Source organism: Mesoplasma entomophilum, from assembly GCF_002804125.1.
GTDB lineage: Bacteria > Bacillota_I > Bacilli_A > Mycoplasmatales > Mycoplasmataceae > Mesoplasma > Mesoplasma entomophilum.
Map to the genome: position 1 here is coordinate 558,534 of NZ_CP024966.1, position 19,731 is coordinate 578,264.

The 19,731-nt window shown below is 25.6% G+C and carries 15 protein-coding genes; 1 reads left to right on the forward strand and 14 read right to left on the reverse strand.

Going from position 1 to position 19,731, the window contains the following annotated elements; all coding sequences use genetic code 4:
* Positions 1–68: 68 nt before the first annotated feature.
* Positions 69–854 (reverse strand): GNAT family N-acetyltransferase, encoded by a 786-nt coding sequence (locus MENTO_RS02505; RefSeq protein WP_099651293.1) that lies wholly within the window; start codon positions 852–854, stop codon positions 69–71.
* Positions 855–1,150: 296 nt separating this feature from the next.
* Between MENTO_RS02505 and MENTO_RS03790 the strand changes: the two genes are divergently transcribed.
* Positions 1,151–1,306: a hypothetical protein gene (locus MENTO_RS03790; RefSeq protein ID WP_157769391.1), complete on the forward strand. Its 156-nt coding sequence runs from the start codon at positions 1,151–1,153 to the stop codon at positions 1,304–1,306.
* Positions 1,307–1,486: 180 nt separating this feature from the next.
* On the opposite strand, the gene MENTO_RS02510 is transcribed toward MENTO_RS03790, so the two are convergent.
* From MENTO_RS02510 to MENTO_RS02570, 13 genes are all read right to left on the reverse strand, one after another.
* Positions 1,487–2,170: a lipoprotein gene (locus MENTO_RS02510; protein WP_099651294.1), complete on the reverse strand. Its 684-nt coding sequence runs from the start codon at positions 2,168–2,170 to the stop codon at positions 1,487–1,489.
* A gap of 281 nt (positions 2,171–2,451) precedes the next feature.
* Entirely contained in the window at positions 2,452–4,869 is a 2,418-nt protein-coding gene (locus MENTO_RS02515; RefSeq protein WP_099651295.1) for a lipoprotein, read from the reverse strand.
* A gap of 246 nt (positions 4,870–5,115) precedes the next feature.
* Complete coding sequence (locus MENTO_RS02520) at positions 5,116–5,685, reverse strand: hypothetical protein (protein WP_167372686.1); 570 nt, start codon at positions 5,683–5,685, stop codon at positions 5,116–5,118.
* Positions 5,686–5,921: 236 nt separating this feature from the next.
* Positions 5,922–7,283, reverse strand: coding sequence for a hypothetical protein (locus MENTO_RS03845; RefSeq protein WP_169916096.1), 1,362 nt, complete (start codon positions 7,281–7,283; stop codon positions 5,922–5,924).
* 78 nt (positions 7,284–7,361) lie between these two features.
* Positions 7,362–8,141, reverse strand: a complete 780-nt coding sequence (locus tag MENTO_RS02530; RefSeq protein ID WP_099651297.1) for a hypothetical protein — start codon at positions 8,139–8,141, stop codon at positions 7,362–7,364.
* Positions 8,142–8,560: 419 nt separating this feature from the next.
* Positions 8,561–8,788 carry a helix-turn-helix domain-containing protein gene (locus MENTO_RS02535; RefSeq protein WP_099651298.1) on the reverse strand — a complete coding sequence of 76 codons (228 nt, stop codon included), beginning with the start codon at positions 8,786–8,788 and terminating at the stop codon, positions 8,561–8,563.
* Positions 8,775–9,914 carry an HU family DNA-binding protein gene (locus tag MENTO_RS02540; RefSeq protein WP_099651299.1) on the reverse strand — a complete coding sequence of 380 codons (1,140 nt, stop codon included), beginning with the start codon at positions 9,912–9,914 and terminating at the stop codon, positions 8,775–8,777. Before MENTO_RS02540 ends, MENTO_RS02535 begins: the two co-directional genes overlap by 14 nt.
* Positions 9,915–9,991: 77 nt before the next feature.
* Positions 9,992–10,228, reverse strand: coding sequence for a hypothetical protein (locus tag MENTO_RS02545; RefSeq protein ID WP_099651300.1), 237 nt, complete (start codon positions 10,226–10,228; stop codon positions 9,992–9,994).
* A gap of 18 nt (positions 10,229–10,246) precedes the next feature.
* A complete protein-coding gene (locus MENTO_RS02550) occupies positions 10,247–11,836 on the reverse strand; it encodes a Vmc-like lipoprotein signal peptide domain-containing protein (RefSeq protein ID WP_100679866.1) in 1,590 nt (529 codons plus the stop codon).
* A gap of 30 nt (positions 11,837–11,866) precedes the next feature.
* Entirely contained in the window at positions 11,867–13,909 is a 2,043-nt protein-coding gene (locus MENTO_RS02555) for a hypothetical protein (protein WP_100679867.1), read from the reverse strand.
* A 28-nt stretch (positions 13,910–13,937) separates the two neighbouring features.
* A complete protein-coding gene (locus tag MENTO_RS02560) occupies positions 13,938–15,983 on the reverse strand; it encodes a hypothetical protein (protein WP_100679868.1) in 2,046 nt (681 codons plus the stop codon).
* A gap of 18 nt (positions 15,984–16,001) precedes the next feature.
* Entirely contained in the window at positions 16,002–17,816 is a 1,815-nt protein-coding gene (locus MENTO_RS03895; protein ID WP_099651304.1) for an ABC transporter permease, read from the reverse strand.
* A 35-nt stretch (positions 17,817–17,851) separates the two neighbouring features.
* Positions 17,852–19,720, reverse strand: coding sequence for a hypothetical protein (locus MENTO_RS02570; RefSeq protein WP_099651305.1), 1,869 nt, complete (start codon positions 19,718–19,720; stop codon positions 17,852–17,854).
* Positions 19,721–19,731: the final 11 nt, after the last annotated feature.

Genomic DNA, 19,731 nt, shown 5'->3' on the forward strand with positions numbered 1-19,731 from the left:
AGGTTAACCAAATAACATTAAATTTAGTTAAATTTATTTATTTTTTACATTAAATTTAATTTAAACAATTATTGTTTAAAGAACACTTCCATGTAAGTATCTATTAGTTTAAAACCTAGTTTTTCATAAACAGGAGTTCCATCCTCTGTACCAAATAATAATACTTCAGATTTTCCTATTTGTTTTGCATGAGATATTAAATAAAACATTATCATCTTTGCATAACCTTTTCCTCTAGCTTCAACTAAAACTGAGATATCATCAATAATAGCATGTTGATCATCAAAGTAAATATTACCTGTTCCAACAAATTTATTATTTTCATCTTTAACTAAAATCATGCGATTAACTTTATTTTCTAAGTTATATTCATGTATTGGTAAGTATTTATCTAATACAATAGTTTCCAAATCAAATGTATTCTCAATAATATCAGTAAATGCTTTAACTTCTATTTGATTTTCAACCACTTTAATATGAGGGTTATTCAAACTACCATTAATTTTTCATTTTTTTGTCTGTAAAACCATTCCTTGGTATACATGTAATAATTCAAATTTTTTCTTAATTAATACTTCATGATTTTGATTATGTTCATTGTTAGAAAAATTAATTCAGGTCATTGCATTTTGCTCTTTCGTAATTTCCTTAACTTGTTTATTGTCTAATTTTAATAAATCATTTGAAACAACTGTTAAGTTATTTTTTTGATCTTTAGTTATCACACATACATGGTCAGTTTGTCAGTTAAAATTTTGTTTTATATATTTTTCATCTGGATTAGCATAATATTTAGTAAAGTTATTTATCAAATCATTTGCGTATGCACTATGCATTATAAATTTCTTTTTCATAGTATTTTCCTTATGTGAATATTATACCCTATAGTTTGTTTTAACCAAAATTTGGACAGTGATATGGTTTTATAGTTAAATATTACTAGAGATTGTAATTAATTATGTTTTATACTTATATAAACTTAATTAATTATTTTTGTTTTACTTTATAACCAAATAAAAAATAAGAGACTTAAATCTCTTATTTTTCTTCATTTTTGATTTCTTTATTAGGGAATACTCCTTGATCATATCTATTACATTTAGCACACATTGTATATGCTATTAATATTAATACTTTTTAAACTACTCAAATGAATATAATTGAACATAAACCTAAAACTAAGTGGAATCTTTCAATACCATTCATTAATTCATCTCTAACTTTTATTGTATCAGTTAAGTCTAATTCGACAATTCCTGTTGTTCCATTTAAGGCATTGCCACCAGCTAATCCATCTAAAAATTAAAATGCTAATGCTAGTCAATTAAAACCAATCGTTGCATTATATAAGTGTATCTTTTCGTTCATTTTATTCTCCTTTTAATTTATTTAAATAATCATTAAATTATATAAAAAAACTCTATGCGAAATACATAAAGTTTTTTAAACTTATTAAATTGTTAATTAATAAATTAAATTTTATTAATTATTGTTGAATCGCTTTTTTTACATTAGCAATAACATCAAATGAAGTTAAACTATCTGTAGCTAATTTGTATCCTTTATCAGCTTTAACTTTAACTGTAAAAGTTTTTTCTGTAGTTTCAGCTTCTTCTTTAGTTTCGCTTCCTTTAGCAGTTGGTTCACCATCTAATACTAAACCTGTTGTTAATTTGACAGCTTTTAAAGCTTCGATTGCTTTTGCATCGCTTTCAAATACTTTATCTTTAACAGCTTCATCTAATAGAGCTTGAACTCCAGTAGTTACAACTTCTGTATCTTCTGGTGTAACTGTTCCTGTTGTAACAGAAGCTTTAACTTCAAAAGAAGTTAAACTATCTTTAGCTAATTTGTATCCTTTATCAGCTTTAACTTTAACTGTAAAAGTTTTTTCTGTAGTTTCAGCTTCTTCTTTAGTTTCGCTTCCTTTAGCAGTTGGTTCACCATCTAATACTAAACCTGTTGTTAATTTAACGGCTTTTAAAGCTTCGATTGCTTTTGCATCGCTTTCAAATACTTTATCTTTAACAGCTGCATCTAATAGAGCTTGAACTCCAGTAGTTACAACTTCTTTGTCTTCACCTTTGTTGTTTGTTCCACATGAAACAGCAACTGAAGCTCCTGTAGCTGTTAAACCAACAGCTCCTAAAATTGATAGTAATTTTTTCATATAATTCCCCTTTTTATATAAAAGCAAACAAAATCTGTTTGCATGATATGATTTTACAAAAAAAAGACAAAAAACACATACTTTTGGTAAAAGTTCCAAAAATTTGTGATTTTGTCTTAAATTTTTTATTCATCTTTATTTTAAAGATTTAAGATATTTTTATTAATATAAAGCCATAATTTATTAAATAAGTTTATACGAAATATAGGGGAATCATATAAATTAAACTTATGATCAATACTAATAATTGTTATATATATTTTAATTAAATATTATTCAAATTATTTTGTTGTTAAAGTTATTGTTTCGCCTTTAACTTTTTTTGAAGTTGCAACAGCTGAAATTTTAACTGTAACTTTTGTTTCGTCTTTTCCATTTGAAGTTGTTGTTACTTGTTCAATTGAAATAGTTACATCTTTATCTAAAGCTAATTTAGCATCATCTTCTAATTTTAATTCAGTGTTTAATGCTGCAAGAACACTATCATTTGATAAGTCAGTTGTTGGAATTTCCATTCCTTCTGCTTCTTTTAAGTCTTTTCTTGGAGTTGTTGCTGGAAGTTCAAATTCTAAAGTTTCACCTTTAATTTTTTTACTTCCAGAAACAGCTGAAATTGTAACTTTTCCTTCTTTAGATTGTTGAGGATTAACAACTGAAATAGTTACATCTTTATTTAATTCTAATTTAGCAACATCTTCTAATTTTAATTCAGTGTTTAATGCTGCAAGAACACTTGTAGGTTTTAAATCTGCTGGAATAGCCATGTCTTTTGCTTCTGATAAGTCTTTTCTTGAATCAGTTACTTTGCCAACTATAAGTTCTAGAGCTTCACCTTTAATTTTTTTACTTGTAGAAACAGCTGAAATTGTAATTTTTCCATCTTTTTCATAAGTAGGTTGATCAATTGAAATAGTTACATCAGTACCTGAAAGTAATTTATCTTTTTCTTCTGTTAATCCTAATTCAGTGTTTAATTCTGCAAGAACTTTTGTACTTGTTAATTCTGTTGGAATTTCCATTCCTTCTGCATCTTTTAAGTCTTTTCTTGAATCAATTGCAAGAGTTATATCACTACCTTCAACTTTTTCACTTGCTTTAATAGCATTTGTACCTGATCCACTTGCTTTAACTACACTAACAGTTCATTTTGTTGCAGGTTTTTCTGGTATTGAACCATTTGCTTCAGCCGCATCGCTTTTGATAGTTACATCTTTATCTAAAACTAATTTAGTTGCATCTGTTGTTAATCCTAATTTTTTGTTTAATGCTTCAAGAATTTGATCAGCTGTAGTTGCAGGAGTTACAGTTAAACCTAATGCTTTAGCATCTAAACCTGTAATATTTGATTTTTTAAATGTTACATTTAAAACAAGTTTACCTGTATATTTTGTACCATTATCTGAAGATTCTAAAGTATAAACAGTTTTAGCAGTTTTTCCTTCACCTGTTGTTGTAACAACTAATTTAACATCTGCTTCATTTAAAATTGGTTCTTCTTTTGTTGTTGCAAAACCATCGTCATCTGTTGCTGTAACTGTTTTAGTATTATTTTTTATAACATATTCTAAAACATCATTATTTGTTGAACCAATTGGTAAAGTAACAACATTGTTTAAGTTTAATTTATTTAAATCATCTTTGAATGTTACTTCAATTGTAACTTCACCAAAGTATTTAACTCCGTTGTTTACTGATTTTAATGTATAAACATTGTTACCTTGATCATCTTTTGTAACAACAAGTTGTACATCTTCTTTAGCAATCAATAAATTTTCTTGACTTGCTTTATTTGCTTCTGTTTGAGCTTTAATAATTAAATCTAAAATTTCATCGTTTGTTGCACCTGTTACTGTTTCAATTTTTGATGCTGTTTCAGCAAGTTTTAATTCTTGTCCTTTTTTAACATTAATTAAAACATTACCTGTAAATTTTGAATCAGCTTTTGGCATTAATGTATATTCTTTTGTTTTTTCATCAAACTTAATTCCAACAGTTTTATCTAAAGCTGCGCTTGGGTTAAGTTCAATAACTTTATTTAATACAACATCAACTTCTGGTGAATCGTCTCCTAAAACAACTGTTGTGTTAGTTACTAATTTAGCTAGATCACTTTCTCATTTAACAGTCATTTTTACTTGACCTGTTAGTCCTTTAAGAGAACCAATAGGTGATGCTTTTACAGTTACTTCAGTATAATCTCCTTTTACTGAATTTGCAAAACTAAAAATAACATCTTTAATTTCTTCTAATTGGTTTGCACCTGTTGATTTATTTGCTTCAAAAATTGCTTCTTTAACAACATCTTTATCATTATTGCTACTTGAAAGAGTAAAATCTTTTACAGCAAATATTTTTGTTAAATCTTTTTCAGCTTCAACTGTAATTAAAACTTCACCTGTATATTTTTCAGTTGCTGAAGTTAAAGTATAAACTGGATTTTTTTCAGTTCCTGTTATTGTTAATTTTAAGTCAGCTTTTGTTAAGTTAGCTTTTGAGTTTTGTGCAATAATTGTGTCTAAAATAACACTTTTGTTTCTCTCATTACCTAATATAACTTTAACATTTTTGTTTGAAACTAAATTAGCTAAATTTGTTTCAACAACCTCAGGACCAGTTGTTTTGTTACCACATGAAACAACAACTGAAGCTCCTGTTGCAGTTATTCCAACCGCTCCTATAATTGATAATAATTTTTTCATTATTTTCTCCTTTTTTTATTTTATTTAATCAACTTAAAAAACCTTACTAAAACTAAAAGAAGTTTGTTAAATAATAAACTAAACCGACAAATAACTCCAAAGGAAAGGAAAAACGTAGTTAACTTTTCCCCTGAAATTAACACTCATAAGCTTATATTAAGTTGCTAAGTATTACTATACACAAAAAAAAAAAAAAACACTTTTTTAAGAAAATTTCCAAAAAAAGTGCATTTTTTTTAAGTTTTTTTAAATGATTTTAATAATTTTTTTATATTGCTTATAATTAAATATCAAGTTATTGTTATAAACCAATCATAAATGATGTAAGGAAAATCAAATAAAGAAAGCTATTATTAAGTATAGTACATATAAAATAACTGAATTACCAATAAATAGATTCTGAAAGTCTACAAATGGATAAGGATATCAACCTGTATTATTATTTTGTAAATATAACTCTCCTCTAATATATACATATGCTAAATAACTAGCTGCATAGATAAATACAATGTATATATCTCATTTTTTATAAAAGTTATAAGTATATCTTTCGTTTCCCATACTAAATTGATAAATAATGAATAATAGAATTGGACATATTAAGTGAGTAACTATGGTACAAAGTATTTGATTAGTACCATAGTTAGCTATACTATCTTCACCTGATTTAGCATAATATACTACACCCATTCAAAAGATTAAAAATACTAACATATTTAAATTCATCATAACCATTCTAAATCGATCAGTTAATATTCCATGTTTTTCTTTCTTGTCAAAGTTAATAATATAAATGATTAATCAGACTATTGTCATGATATTAACTTGTACTGAAAAGAAACTAATTAAGATATCATAATTGGTAAAAGAGTTATTACTATATCAGTATTCAACAAAACTTGAAAGATAAAATCCTCAGCATAAAAAACCTATAAATAGTAAACAGGCTATTAAATGATAATATCAAATCCAGTTTTTATAATATGGTTTATTTCTCATATATTAATTTAAACATAAAAAAGCAAAAGACCATAATAGTCTTTTGAATTGTTTTAGTTATTTACATCAAAATAATACTTCACTAAAACTCCACCAAAGTATTGTTGATCATCATTTGATACAACTAGTATTGCTTCAAATAGATGTGTTTCAAGTTTGTCTTGATCAACTACACCCATATCTTCTATATCAGTTACTACTAATCTATTTTTAAGTTCTGGTGCTTGTTTATAAATACTGTTTAATATTCCTTGTTCATTATTTGTTTTTACTTCAATAAAAGAATTGTCTTTAATTATTGAAGCTATATTAACCAGAAAACCAGGCATCTGTTCTTCTTTATAAATAGTTACATTTAAAACAACGCTTCCTTGATAATCAAAACTGTTTTCACTAATTGATAATTCTCATTGAGTATTTGAAAGATATTTTAAAATTAAATCCTCTGTTTTTAATTCAGGATAATCAAGAATTATTTTATTTAATATATTTGCTTGAATTATTTCTTCATTTTCTCGTAATAATATATGAGGATTAACAATAAGACTGTTTAAATCCTGTTTTACATTAACATCAAAATAATACTTCACTAAAACTCCACCAAAGTATTGTTGATCATCATCTGATACAACTAGTATTGCTTCAAATAGATGTGTTTCAAGTTTGTCTTGATCAACTACACCCATATCTTCTATATCAGTTACTAGTAATCTATTTTTAAGTTCTGGTGCTTGTTTATAAATACTGTTTAATATTCCTTGTTCATTATTTGTTTTTACTTCAATAAAAGAATTGTTTTTAATTATTCAAGCTATATTAACTAGAAAACCAGGCATCTGTTCTTCTTTATAAATAGTTACATTTAAAATAACGCTTCCTTGATAAAATATTTCATTTTCCTCAATAGACAACTCTCAATATGTTTCATTTATTTTTTCAAGGTATAAATTCATAAAATTTAATTCTGGGTACATTTCTTTTATTCTTCTAATAATATTATTTTCATTAATTTCATTTTCATCAAATAAAACAATTTCTGTGTTTACAAAAACTTGTTTCAACTCTTTTTTAATTGTTGGCAGTATTGGAATTTGTTCATTTATTATTATATTAAAGTATTTAATACCTTCAAAATATAAATCACTTTTATCAACGTGCAATTCTCATACAGTTGTGCTGTATACTAATCTCAATTTACATTTTTTTAACTCTGGGTATGTTTTGCGTATCATGCTTAAGATATTTTCACCATTTATATCCATTCAATATGGCAATTCAATGTAGTTATCTGTAAATATTGATTCTATATTAGTTTTTACAATATTTACTATCGGCTTATTACTACAACTTATAGTTAAGCTTAAACTAAATCCTGTTAAAGATAAACAAGTTAATAAATGCAATAATTTTTTCATTTTTTTCCTTTGCGAGGTCTCCCTCACTTTAATTTTATGACTAGACAAAAGAAAAAATAATAGCTTTAGACTATTATTTTAAACATATAATTGCACTAAGCAATTCCCATAATAAATTAATTCTGTTTCATCAACACTTATTGATCAAGTATTTTTATTAAATAAAATTGCTTTTAATTTTATATCAGCTAACTCAGGATACTTAGCCCTAATTAATTTAACTACTATTTTTTCATGGCTGTTTATTGTTTGTGATTTAAAAGTCTTATCTTGTATTACATCACTAATATCTTTTTTAATATAGATTTTTAATATAATGAAGCCATCATAGTTTTCATTTTCTTCAATAACACTAATTATTCAACTTTCATTTTCTTTTTTACATAATAATTTTAGCTCTTTTACTTCAGGATTTAGTGTTTTAAAATTTTCGATTATTGATTGCTCATTTACTTCTGTTGTCTTTAAATACATTTCCTGTTGGAATTTATTAATATTATTTTTTTGAATTATTTCTAATTCAATGGTTCCCGTATAAATATTTTCATCTATACTTGATAAACAATATTTCTCTTTTTTTATAACTGACAAATAGTTTCATTTAATTTCTATATCTTGGTTAAGTGATTTTAATTCATTGAATATTATTTTTTCATGAATTTCAATTGCACTAGAAAATATAATTTTTGTCTGTATGTTTAACGAATCTAAATTTAAAGCAATTTCAACTTCTTCTGGCTTTTCATTTTGATTTTCAATTTGATTTTCATTTTTATGATTTGTTGTGCAACCAATAATATTTATAGCAGTAATTGTTGAAACGCTTAAACTTGATAAAAATAATAATAACTTTTTCATTTTGTTATCCTTTCTAAATTTCAAAATATTATTAAAGGATTTTATTTTAAAAAAAACAGCACTTATAGTTACTGTTTTAAAAATATTATTATTTTTGTATTTATCTTCTATGTATCTAATATAAGTTTTGAGTTGTTGATTTTTTAAACTAAACTCATTTACTGAATTTATAAGAAATTCTTTAAACTTTTAAATTTTATTTTAAGCTTAAAATATCAAGATATTATATAACTCTAAATCCTTAGTAAAATCAGCTTGAATTATTATTTAAGTTTAAAAAAAAAAAAAAAATGAAAGCTAAGCTTTCATAAAAATATAATTATACTAATTACAAAATATTTTGAAATTGTATACATGTCAATTAGGTTTGATATCAACTTTATATTTATTTGATTTATACACCATATCTAAGTATTAACTTAAGGAATTAATAAATCTTGAGGTTCTATTTCAAGACCCTCAATAAGTCTTTGAAAAACTTTAATTGTTATGTTTCTTCTTCCTCTTTCAAAATCAGAAATATAATTTTTTGAAATACCAGATCTAAAGCCTAACTCTTCTTGAGTAAAACCCTTAAGAGATCTAATCTTTTTTAAATTAGTTGCAATAATTAAAATTAAAGCATTTTCTTCATTATACTTTTTCACTATTTAAACTCTCCTTTAAGCCTTTTAACGATTTAAATTTAATTGCCTTGCGTGAAGGTACCATTTTTAATTCACCAGTTTTTATATCTTTCATTGTTGCTTCATTAACTAAAACTGTTGAAAACTTTGCAAAATTAGTAATTTTAATTTCTGAACCTTCTTCAATTAAATTACTTCCCATTAGTTCAAATAAGCTATCAACAATTATTTTAATTTTGACTTTTGTTAATTTACTATCAGTATTTATGAAAATTGAATCAATTAAATCTTTTTTAGTGATTTTATTTTTTCTTATTACGGACTTTTTTTGATTTATTTTACCTGCCTCAACCATATCAATATTTTCTGATTGTTTTTTTTCATTGATTTGAGTTACATTATCTTTTTCCCTAATTTTGCTTTTTTCTGAATAATCTTTTGAATTAGGATTTTGATATTCATTTTTTCTCAATTCGTCACCTATTTTTTTCATAAAAAGAATTAATTCTTTTTTAGTCATTTCCTCTAAAACTACATCATCAACATCTATATTTTTTAAAATAGCGTATTTTTTAATTTTATAAGCATTTTTAACTAATTCACTTAAATTTTCCTTGATTAAAACTGATCCATCTGTTTTTGCTCTTTGTTGTAAAAAAGTCAAGTCGTTATCACTTTCATTATTAAATTCTTCAAAAAACGTTTTATCTTCTTCATAGTGAGGGTACACATCAATATCAGAGCTCTCAACTTCTAAAATTGTTTCTGCATCAACTTTTTGATTTTTTAATGAGGCTTTAAAATGTTTTTCAGTCTCAGCCATTTTAACATTCTTATTTTTTGTTTTGAATTTAATAATTAGAACAATTCAAGTAAATACTAAAATAGGTAAAACGATTAGCAAAATAATATTAGATATGTAATCAATTATATTTGGCAAACTTAAGTCTGTTGGGGGAATTAATCCAATAGTTTTAAATGCTTCCAAAATATCTCTATTATTAACTAGTGCATTTACTATTTTCATTGAAAAGAAAATAACTATTGTCATTAAGACAGCAAAAGTGAAACTTAATTTAATTACATAGCTTTTTGATTTTTTAAAAAAACTATTTTTTTGCTTTCTCTTTTTTGCTTGTTTTTCCATTAGTATCCTTTCTTAATATAAAACCCTTCTTTTAATTAAAGAAGGGTTCAAAGTTATTTTTGATAAACCATTTCTTATTATAAATTTATTCGATTTATAATATCTTCTAAATCATTAATCAATTTATTTAATTGAGAGTTAATCATTTCAGCATCAGATATAGATACTCTAAATTCACCTAACTTAAGTAAATTTTTATTAGAACTAATTTCACTGATTAAATTTTTATTCAATTGTTTTTTAAATTTAATTAGATCTTCTAAATTAGCTTCTACATCATGGCCACTAAAAAATTTTTTAATTTGTTCTGTCATAATCTTTTATCTTTCTATTTAATCAACTATAGGAATTTGTTGAAGTAAAACGTTTAATACTCTATTTGCAGCTTTATAGTTGCCATCATTATTTTTAGTTAAAAATACGACATAATAGCTAACATTTTGAGTATTTTCAATTGTTTCTCTAGTCAATGCGTTAGTTGAGGAAACAAACTCATTTAGTGATTTAGTTTGCCCTAAAACGCTTTCAATATTTTTATTTAAATTTTCTTGAGTTTTATCAAAGAATAAAATTTCATCAACTTTAAATAGACTTTCACTTGCATCAGAACCATAGTTAAATGCAGTTGTATTTGTAAAATATTGAGTATTAACAAATTTAGCTATTTTTTCATCCTTATCTTTGCCAGTAAAAATATTTAAACTTTCTACAAATTGTTTTTGTTGATGTTTATCATTTTCTTGGTTTCATTCTTGGGTAATTTGTTGACTTGTTAAGTATTCTTTTTGAATCTTACTTGTATTAACAGCTGAATTAAATTGAATGAATTGTGGTTCAATATATTTTTCATCTTTACTTGTCAAAACATGCCATTTTAAAGGATTTGATTCTATTTTCAATATTTCAATATCTGTTTTTATTTTATGCTGTTCATTTTCAATTACTTCTTTTGAAAATTCATAACCAACAGATGCTTTTAAGTTGACACTTACTTGATTTGTTCAATACATTGAATTAATATTTGCATCGCTTTCAGTTATAGCTGAATTAGTAATGCTTTCAATTGCAATTTGTTCATTTGCTAAAATTTCTTTTTGTTGAGACAAAAGCTTATTTTTAAAATCATTATAATCGCTAAATTTTTGACCTTTAATTCAATTATTTATTAACTCAGTTGTTTCGGTTATAACCTTATCTTCTATAATAACTGAATCTACAATTGTTCCTTCGCATGTAAATTCTTTATCTTTTTCAGTAACATCATCATCAAATTCATAGTATTCGGAATCATTATTTTTAATTCCAATGGTTCCAGTAACTTTAAATTTTGTAAATTTTGGAATTGATGGGTCAGTTGGTTGAGTTGTTTCAAGAATTGTAACCGTAACAGTTTTAAACACTACACCTTCAGCAGGAGTCCCTGGGATATTAGCATTTGGTACAAATGTATTTTTAACAACACTTTCACTTTTAAAATAAATTGTATCTAAAAAGTTTTGTAATCCTTTTATTGTTGTAGCTAATTCTTCTTGAGTTATTTTTTTCTTAGGTGCTGGCTTATTTCCACCAAAATTATAAATTAAAGTTATTTCACCTGTGTATTTATAATTATTTTTTGAAGTTCCATTACCAATAAATACAATACTCTGTTGTTTATTGGTAATTGTTCCCTCCTCTATTTCATTGTTGACTTTTACACTAACTCCACCAGCTACATCAACCTTTTGGTTAACAAGTTCTGCTTCCAGCGCGTCATTAGTTCAAGGCTCTTGATCATTTTCTTTACTATGTAATATTGTTGTCAAAAATCTTTCAATTGAATTAATATTTTGTTTTTTGGTTTCAGTAGAACAAGAGACAACAATTGTTGATGCTGAACTTGTAACTACTAAAGTTGATAGCGCTAATAATAATTTTTTCATTTTTCAGCCTTCCTCCTATTTTTTTATTTACTAAATTCTTTCAATAAATGTGTATCTACCTTGGCTTCTTCAGTCAAATGTGTCAGATTTTATTTCAAAATTTAGTAAATCAGATTGAATTCCAAATGATAAAGAACAGTTATCTGATGTTTGAAATGTTAAACCTTTTAATAAAGTATCTCCATATGCACCAGTATATGTTTCATCAGCGAAACCTGCAACTCTTTGATATCTTGATTGTCCTTTTCCGTAGTCATTATATCTGACATTAAAAGTTGAGATACCGCTCATTTTTGAAATTAAATTAAGTTCCTTAATTTGTTGAGCTTCAACTCCAATATTTAAACTTAGTGCATCAGTCAATTGTTCATCATTAATTTTTCCATTAACTGCTCCAGTTTCTTTTAAATAATCTCAAATATTAAAATCTGTTCCATCTTCTTTTTTAACGCCTGTTTCTCCACTCATTTTAAATTTATTTCTCAATTGATTTCGTGAAGCTGTTGCATTTGATCAAATGTCACTTTCTTCTATACCATAGAAACTATGGAAGACATTTAACATTTGTTCGATTCCTTTATAGTAAGCATTAAAAATTGAAGAAACTGATGCGTCACTTTTTTCTGATAATGCAGTTGCATTGTTGTTAATTGCTAAAGAATATGTAAAAGAAACATCGCTTAATCTTTGACTATAACCATTTGCTAATGATATTTGTAAACCTTTAGCTGTTAATTGTTCACTTGAAATTGACATATCAAGTAAGTCTTGAGTTTTTTCAGACTCTGGAATATCTTGATTTGTATTTTGTGTTCTATCTTTGTATTCTTGTTTAATTAATTCATTATATTTTGAAAGTGAGTTTGTTCATTCTTTTTCTAAGGCACTATATAAAACAGAATCTCCTGCAACTGTTTGGCCTTGCAATTTTATTTGAGAATCGGTTTTTACTTTTCCAAATACTGTATTTCATTCTTGTCAACCATTAATTCCTGGATTGTCAGTTGTTGTAGTAGCACCACCTGCATCAAAACTTCAATTTATAGATCCTGAATTGTTTAAATGCCCTGTTTGTTCATGTCTAATTACATCATTTTCATTATAATAACCAACATTAATTGCATTCACAACAGCTGAACTAGTACCTTTAAAATATTTATCTTTAACTATTGTAGTTAAAGATTTAGCAAATTTTTCATTGTATTTATTTATTGCTGATTTATATACATCAGTATTAGCTGTTAATAAATCTTGTGTTGTCAAAGTTGGTTCAAGTGCTTTTAATGTTGCAAAATCAACATAAACATTTGAGTTTGCTTCTTTTAGCATATCTCCAGCTAATTCATTACTAATTTTATTAATTGAAGCAATAATTTCACCATTATCTGAAACAGTAATAACAATTGTTCCTTTTACAGCTTTTGTAACTGTTGCTTGTTCTGCATCTTTATATCTATATGTTGAAGAAAAGTTTAAATTAATACTTGAAATAAAACCTTCACCTGCAGCTCCTGTATTACCAAAAGTCATTTCAGCATTTTCATAATCAAATTTAAGATCATCAATTCATTTTGATCCAAAACTTCCAATTAAAATACTATATGTTGAAGTACTAATAGCATTTCTTAAATCTGCCATTGCTTTAGCTGGGCTTAATAGTGATTCAACATTTGATGTTAAATCTTTTAGTTGATCATCTGTTAAAACATTATAAAACTTAACTACCTGTTCATCTGCATATGTTGAAGTTTTTTTGGTTGCTTCACCACCACTTTCGCCACTTGAAGCTTTTTCATAAATTGACTTTAAATTATCTTCTTGAAAGAAAATTAAACCATTTTTTGAAGCTTCTGTGTCTAATAATGTTGATCTTGTTGCCATCGGAGATGAAACAATTGTTGAAAATTTAGCTTGAACTTCAGCTTCAAATTGTCTAATCAATTGTCTTATTGCTTCTTTTTCTTTATCTCCCTCTCCTGGGTCTGGATTTCCTTTGTCACCACAGGAAACTACTGTCATTGCTGAAGTACCAACAACAGCCATTGATGATAAAGCCAATAATAATTTTTTCATAATTATTTCCTTTCTTATTTTTTACTTATTAAATTCTTTCAATAAATGTATATGTACCTCATGATTTAATATCGAATCTTTTACCTTTACCGAAAGAAACGTCAATTAAATCAGTTGAAATTCCAAAGCTTAAACATGAATTGTTACTTGTAGACATTGTTAAACCTTTCATTAACAATGTTCCATCATTTCCTGTATAAGATGAATCTGCGATTGATGCACTTCTTACATTTCTGTAGTTATGTTGCTGATTAACCTTACTCATATCTGAGTAAGTAAAGTTGAAGTAAGTAATACCTTCTGCTTTTGCTATTAAGTTTTGTTCTTTAATTTGCTGAACCTCAGGTGTTCCGTCAACACTTGTATTTAAACTTAGAGCATCTGCAAAATTAGTTGGATTAATTTTTCCATTTACTGCTCCAGTTTCTTTTCAATAATCTCAAATATTAAAATCTGTTCCATCTTGTTTTTTAACACCTGTCTCACCTGACATTTTAAATTTATTTTTTTTCTGTTGTATTGAAGCATTTGGTGATGTTCAAATATCGCTTTCAGAAATTCCATAAAAGTTATGGAATGTATTTAACATTTGTTCAATTCCTTTATAATAAGAACTAAATATTTTTGATGTTTCTGCTGAAGTTGTTTCAGAAAGTGATGTTGCATTATTGTCAATAGCAATAGAGTATGTAAAACCAATATCGCTTATTCTTTGAGTATATCCATTTTGTAATGAGATAGTTAAACCCTTATTTGTAACTGTTTCACTTGAAATTGACATAGCCAATAAATCAGCAGTTCTTTCATTTTCATTGATGCTTGATTTTTCAATTCTTCTTTCATATTCACTTATTAATTTTTTATTGTAATTTTCTAAAACTTCTTTTCATTGACTTTCAATTGAGTTATATAAAACTTCATCTCCGCTTACTCTAGCGCCTTCTAATTGCAATGTATCAGTTGTTTTAACTTTTCCAAAAAATGTATTTCATTCAGGTCATGAAAGTCCTTCAAGTTCTGTTCCATCATCAAATTCAACACTAATTTTTCCAGTATTGTTAAAATGATTTGTTTGTTCTTGTCTAATGACATCATTTTCATTATAGTAACCAACATTAATTGCATTCACAACAGCTGAACTAGTACCTTTAAAATATTTATCTTTAACTATTGTAGTTAAAGATTTAGCAAATTTTTCATTGTATTTATTTATTGCTGATTTATATACATCAGTATTAGCTGTTAATAAATCCTGAGTTGTCAAAGTTGGTTCAAGTGCTTTTAATGTTGCAAAATCAACATAAACATTTGAGTTTGCTTCTTTTAGCATATCTCCAGCTAATTCATTACTAATTTTATTAATTGAAGCAATAATTTCACCATTATCTGAAACAGTAATAACAATTGTTCCTCTTACAGCTTTTGTAACTGTTGCTTGTTCTGCATCTTTATATCTATATGTTGAAGAGAAGTTTAAATTAATACTTGAAATAAAACCTTCACCTGCAGCTCCTGTATTACCAAAAGTCATTTCAGCATTTTCATAATCAAATTTAAGATCATCAATTCATTTTGATCCAAAACTTCCAATTAAAATACTATATGTTGAAGTACTAATAGCATTTCTTAAATCTGCCATTGCTTTAGCTGGGCTTAATAGTGATTCAACATTTGATGTTAAATCTTTTAGTTGATCATCTGTTAAAACATTATAAAACTTAACTGCTTGTTCATCTGCATATGTTGAAGTTTTTTTGGTTGCTTCACCACCACTTTCGCCACTTGAAGCTTTTTCATAAATTGACTTTAAATTATCTTCTTGAAAGAATATTAAACCATTTTTTGAAGCTTCTGTGTCTAATAATGTTGATCTTGTTGCCATCGGAGATGAAACAATTGTTGAAAATTTAGCTTGAACTTCAGATTCAAATTGTCTGATTAATTCTCTAACTGCTTCTTTTTCTTTATCTCCCTCTCCTGGGTCTGGATTTCCTTTGTCACCACACGAAACTACTGTCATTGCTGAAGTACCAACAACAGCCATTGATGATAAAGCTAATAATAATTTTTTCATAATAATTTCCTTTCTTTTTTAGAAATCAAATTTTCTAAATTTATATAAAGCTATTGAAAAACTCAATATGCTTATTGCAAATAAAATAACCAAATAATATCAAGGTTTAATATAATTTGATGTAGTATTTTTTTCTATCATATTAGTAGAAGTAAGTTTTATATCATATTCTGGATAACCTAAAAATAAATTCTTTTGATCTTCTAGATAAATCTTTGAAAAAGAATTTGGTGAAAATCAGATATCGTTATTATAAAATCCTAGGTTTTTGGTATAAACCATTCACAACCCACTATACAAATTGAAATAAGATAGGCCACGCATCATGCTTCTGCCTTTGATATAAGTATTTCAGTCTCCTGATGTTTTAGATACCGCATTTGAAGACATAATTATGTAATTACTTGAATATTTAATAAAATATTCTTCAATGACTCTAGCTGAGTACATTAAATTAAAGTTTAATTGTTTTTTAACTAAATCATTTGCATTTGTAAATCTGAAACCATCATTTCGGATTCCCGCAATTGAATATTCATATAATGAAACAACATCTTGTTTTTTCAAAGCATAAGTTACTTTGTTATCTTCTATTTCTTCTTCAGTTGGATTAAGTTTTTCTAAATAACTTTTTTCAATTCCTGAATCTAAAAACAAGAAATCATAAAATAAATCATACTTTTCAAATTGAAGTTCATTGCTAAAATATTTATTAATTTCATTTGTAAAACTTCTAAATTCTACTAGAATATTTTTTGTATTTTGGTCTACTGTTTTATTAATTAATTCATCTAATTGCTCATTTGTTATAAAAGTATCTTTTAAAGTTATTTGAATATTAAATTGATCATTAATTTTTCAAGTATCTGGAACAGATGTATCTCTAAGAGGTTTTGTAAATAAATTCAAATTGGTTTCTGTAATAGCAATTGGATTAGAATTTATAAGACCTAAATCTTTTCACATCTGAATTCTATAATTTATGTTTGTTGAGTTATGAAATTCATCCGCTACCATTTCTTTTGAAAGAAAATAGTTGTAAACATATTTAGATAAATGTGGGTATTTAATATTTCCATCATTTACATGATCATATAAGCTGTAAGCGTCATATATATCGTTTAACTGAAAAATATCACCGTTTGTAAATTGCACGTAATAACTTTTTTCATTTGCTTTTATAAAAGACATGGGGATATTAGCTATGAATGATAATGCTAGTAATAATGTACAAATAATAGTAGTAGTTTGCAATGTAAATATAAAAATTAAAAATGTAATAAAGTTAATTAAAAAGAATGTTGCAAGTAAGCAATATATAACATACATCGATGTCATTCTAAGTATGAATACATCATAATGAAACAATGTAAACGTTGCGTAAAATATATTTATAACAATAAAGCTCATTAAAATATTTACAGCACAAATTAAAATGATTAATAAATATTGAGCTATAAAGAACTTTGTTCTGCTTACCTGATTAGTTAAAACAATATATGTTGTTTTATCTTCAAAATTTTTGTTAAAGAAAAATTGAATCATTCTTAAAATAAATACAAACATTAAACAACAAACAAAGAATAATATATAAAAGTTAAATATTACAACTTGCGAACTTCCTGATTTTACAAAAGCTAATATAATTCCAACTAAAATTGAAATAACAATAGTTGCTAAGTTTAAAATATAAAATAATTTTTCCTTTAGTAAACTTTTGAAACTAAATTTCATCAACTTAATGAAAGGGATTCTCCTATATTTAATAAGTTTTTCTTTTATAAAATTTTGGAAGGGATTTGTCTTCTTTTTTTCATAATTTTCTTCTACCATAGTACCTTCACCTCCTTTCGATGTAATTCACTAAATTAAATAGACTCTATTAGCGTTCTTTCAAATCAATAAAATTTTTCAGATTGGATTTCAAAACTTAAGTTTAAAAAAGCTAGATTAAAATCGACTGAAAGATTACTTGAACCTTCTTTAAATTTTTTAAAAATAAGTTGATTATTAGTCATTTCAATTATTGGAATATTTTGTAATTCTTCACTGTTGTTAAATTGAAAATGAAATGATGAAGTATTGGTTTTATTTAAAAAACTTTGACGTTCTGTTTCTGCTGAATAAGTTAATCTATTATTAAGCAAACTAAGCTGAGCATTTACATCAGAAATACTTTTATCATTAGTATTCGCAACTTTAGCTTGCAAAATGTTTAAGTCTTTTAAACTAATCAATTGTTGATTGTCTGACAAAGACTTTCATGTTGTTTTGCTTGTTCCATAGGTTTTTTGAAAAACCTCTAGAGCATTTATTGTGTTTTGATAAATTGCTTTAAAAATTGGATCTTGATCAGCTGAAACTATTTTTGTTTCAACTATTTCGTTTTTACTATTTAAATAACTGTCATTAATGTTATTTGCTGATATTGCTACATAATATGAGATTGGACTAATTGGATGATAATAATTAAATTCATTAAAATATAAACAGAAGTTGTTCAAAGTTATTTCTCCATAGTTAACTATCGAATCAGAATTAATATTAAGTTCTTGACGAAACCTGGTTTGAAAATCACTTACTCATGTTTTATGTTCTTTAATTAAATAAGCATAAACATCCCTATTTCCCTTTTCAGATTTATTTTCTAAAACAATTTCATCATCTTTTATTAGTTCACTAAAAATTGTTTTAAATAAATTTATGTTAGTTGTATTGGTTGTTGATACTGTATCATCAAGTATTAACTGATTAGAACCATATTTGCTTTCATGTGGATTGAAGCTATCAATTTTGTCAATAGATTTAAAATTTTTAAATCTATTTTCGTCTTTAAAAGCAAAGTTATAACTTTGAGTTGAATTAGCTGATTTAGTATTATACTTAGAAATATAATTTAATAAGCTTTTTTCAAATTTATCAAATTTAAAAAGATTTTCAAAATCACTATTTGTTAAGTTAAACAATCTTGCATAATCATTTATTCTAAGGTCATAAGCATCAAATCAAGCTCACTCAAATTTGTTTTTAATAAGATTTTCTCTTAGCTCATTAGTTGCAAATTTTAAATTTTGTATTATGTCGTCTTGATTACAAATTGTAATCACTATATCTTCTTGATATTTATTTTTAATTACATTGCTATTGATGTCAGTATATTGGTAAGTAAAAATTAAATCAAAATTAACGTTTGCTATATAATTTTTATTTTCCTTATCAAAACTTAAATAACCAAAGTCTATGTTACTAAAATCATAAGACAATCCTTGAAACCACTTTTGCTCCTCATTTTTAAATTTCAAAATACTTGAGTAAAAACTTAATTCAGGTTTCATTGAACTCAAAATTGTTTCTTCTAATTTACTGTTTTTTGTAATTATATTTAAATCATTAGTCAAAGCTTCTTTTTCTCTTTGAGACAAAAGATCATAATTCAAAGCTAAATTTTGATTTTGCTTGCGTAAGTTTATCTCTTGTAAATTAGACTGATTAAAAAAATCAAAATTTTCACGTTGTTGCATTGCTTGATCAATATAAATAATTTCATTTTGTTTTTCAGCTAATGCATTATGAAATATTGTTTCAACTTTCTGTTCAAAGGATTCGCCAAGAACATAGTAGTTATATATTGGTTTATATTCTTGTTTACCATCTTTTGGCTTTTTGCCACAAGCAGTGGTCATTAAACCAAAACTTAAAACAAACATAAAAGCAATTGGTAATATTTTTTTTAACATTTTTATTGAAG